The organism is Sagittula sp. NFXS13 (assembly GCF_040148795.1).
Taxonomy (GTDB): Bacteria; Pseudomonadota; Alphaproteobacteria; order Rhodobacterales; family Rhodobacteraceae; genus Sagittula; species Sagittula marina.
The window spans coordinates 1-2,682 of the sequence record NZ_JAGEMH010000040.1 but is presented as its reverse complement, the minus strand read 5'-3'; the positions used below and the strand labels follow the sequence as shown (position 1 = coordinate 2,682).

Here is a 2,682-nt window from a genome sequence, read left to right as displayed (position 1 = left end):
ACACAAGGCGTCATGCGGTGCTCCTCAAAGCGTTGGGTAAAGATGTGTCACACGTCGCAATCAAGCGTGAGAGCGGCCGCCTTGCCATGCGCAGTGAAACCTATAGAACGGCCCCAGTTAAAGAACAAACCGGATTGATTTCATGCCTATTGCCCTGATTGTCCTCGGTGCCGGCAAAGGCACCCGGATGAACTCTGATCTCCCCAAGGTTTTGCACAAGATCGCCCATGCCCCGATGCTCTGGCACGCCATGCGCGCCGGGCGCCCGCTGGAGCCGGAGGCCTGCGTGGTTGTCGCCGGTCACGGCGCCGACGCGGTGGAGGCCAGCGCCCGCGCCTACGATCCGATGGCCCAGGTGGTGCGCCAGGACGAACAGCTCGGCACCGCCCACGCGGTGGCGCAGGCGTTCCCCGCGCTCGAAGGTTTTGAAGGCGATGCCCTCGTGCTCTACGGCGACACGCCCTTCATCTCGGAGGCCACGCTGGAGGCCATGATGCAGGCACGCCGCGCCCATGACGTGGTTGTCCTGGGCTTCGAGGCTGCAGACCCCGGCCGCTACGGGCGTCTGGTGACCGAGGGCGACCAGCTTCTCAAGATCGTCGAATACAAGGACGCCAGCGCCGCCGAGCGCGCCCTCACCCTGTGCAACTCCGGCGTGGTGGCGGCAGACAAGACCACGCTGCAACAGCTCATCGCCGAGGTCGGCAACGACAATGCCTCCGGCGAATATTACCTCACCGACATCGTGGAAATCGCCCGCGCGCGCGGCCTGTCCGCGACGGTCGTGCGCTGCCCCGAGGCAGAGACCATGGGCGTCAATTCCCGCGCGGATCTGGCGGTGGCCGAGGCCGCGTTCCAGACCCGGATGCGGGCCGAGGCGCTTGACCTCGGGATCACGCTCGCCGCGCCGGAAACCGTCTTTTTCGGCTGGGACACGCTGATCGGCCGCGACTGCGAGGTCGAACAGAACGTGGTCTTCGGGCCGGAGGTCACGGTGGAATCCGGCGCCCGCATCCGCGCGTTCAGCCACCTCGAAGGCTGCCATGTCTCGCGCGGCGCCGTCGTCGGGCCTTATGCCCGGCTGCGCCCCGGCGCGGAGCTGGCCGAGGACGTGCACGTCGGCAACTTCGTCGAGGTCAAGAACGCGCAGCTGCACGCCGGCGTCAAGGCCAACCACCTGAGCTACATCGGGGACGCCGAAATCGGCGAAAAGACCAACATCGGCGCAGGCACCATCACCTGCAACTATGACGGCGTGTTCAAGCACAAGACCACCATCGGCCGGAATGCCTTTATCGGGTCGGACACCATGCTGGTGGCCCCGGTCAGCATCGGCGACGGGGCGATGACCGGCTCCGGCTCCACCATCACCAAGGACGTGCCGCCCGGCGCGCTGGCCTTGTCCCGCGCCGACCAAGTGACAAAAGACGGCTTCGCCACCAAGCTCTTCAAGACGCTGACGGCCAGAAAAGCCAAGCAACAGCAATAGAGGAACAGCCGTATGTGCGGAATTGTCGGCATTCTGGGCACCCACGAGGTCGCCCCCATCCTGGTCGAAGCGCTGCGGCGGCTGGAATACCGCGGGTATGACAGCGCGGGCATCGCCACGGTGAACGAGGGCCATCTCGACCGCCGCCGCGCGGTGGGCAAGCTGGTCAACCTCTCCGATCTGCTGGTGCATGATCCGCTGGCGGGCAAATCGGGCATCGGCCACACCCGCTGGGCCACCCACGGCGCCCCGAACGAGATCAACGCCCACCCGCACCGCGCCGGACCCGTCGCCGTGGTCCACAACGGCATCGTCGAGAACTACAAGGACCTGCGCGCCAGGCTGGCCGCCGCCGGTCAGACGCCGGAATCCGACACCGACACCGAAACCGTCGCCATGCTGACGCAGCTGCACTTGGACGCGGGCAAATCCCCGGTGGAGGCCGCCAGGGCCACCATCGACGAGCTCGAAGGCGCCTTTGCGCTGGCCTTCCTCTTTGACGGCGAGGAAGACCTGATGGTCGCCGCGCGCAAGGGCAGCCCGCTGGCCATCGGCCATGGGGAGGGCGAGATGTATGTCGGCAGTGACGCCATCGCGCTCGCCCCCATGACCAACCGCATCACCTACCTCGAAGAGGGCGACTTTGCCGTTCTGACCCGCACCTCGCTGGAGGTCCGCGATCTGACCGGCGCGCGGGTGACCCGCGAGATGCGCAAGATCTCCATGGATGCGGCGCGCGTCGACAAGGGCGGGCACCGGCACTTCATGGCCAAGGAAATCGCCGAACAGCCGTCGGTGCTGTCGGACACGCTGAACGCCTACCTGACCGACAGCGGCATCGCCCTGCCCGATCCGGGCATCGATTTTGCCGCGCTCGACCGGCTGACCATCACCGCCTGCGGCACTGCCTACCTGGCGGGCTTCACCGCGAAATACTGGTTCGAGCAGATCGCCCGCCTGCCGGTCGAAGTCGACGTGGCCTCTGAATTCCGCTACCGCGAGCCGCCGATCACGCCGAACACCGCCGCGCTGTTCATCTCCCAGTCCGGGGAAACCGCCGACACGCTCGCCGCGCTGCGCTACTGCAAGGGCAAGGCCAGCGCGCTCTATTCCGTGGTGAACGTGCCGGAATCCTCCATCGCGCGCGAAAGCGACCTGGCCCTGCCGATCCACGCCGGTGTGGAAATCGGCGT

General features: G+C 66.7%; 2 protein-coding genes. Both read left to right on the top strand.

The genetic code is table 11. The features are described from left to right. Window positions 1-142 precede the first annotated feature (142 nt). On the top strand, window positions 143-1,489 hold the full coding sequence (gene glmU / locus J4E08_RS24355; RefSeq protein WP_349540717.1) for a bifunctional UDP-N-acetylglucosamine diphosphorylase/glucosamine-1-phosphate N-acetyltransferase GlmU: 1,347 nt from the start codon (window positions 143-145) through the stop codon (window positions 1,487-1,489). A 12-nt stretch (window positions 1,490-1,501) separates the two neighbouring features. Next, window positions 1,502-2,682: glutamine--fructose-6-phosphate transaminase (isomerizing) (gene glmS / locus J4E08_RS24350; RefSeq protein ID WP_349540716.1), on the top strand; the 1,181-nt coding region annotated here is incomplete at its 3' end.

Bases quoted from the DNA above. Each gene is read 5' to 3' on its own strand.
- glmU (WP_349540717.1), top strand. From the start codon at position 143: ATGCCTATTGCCCTGATTGTCCTCGGTGCCGGCAAAGGCACCCGGATG.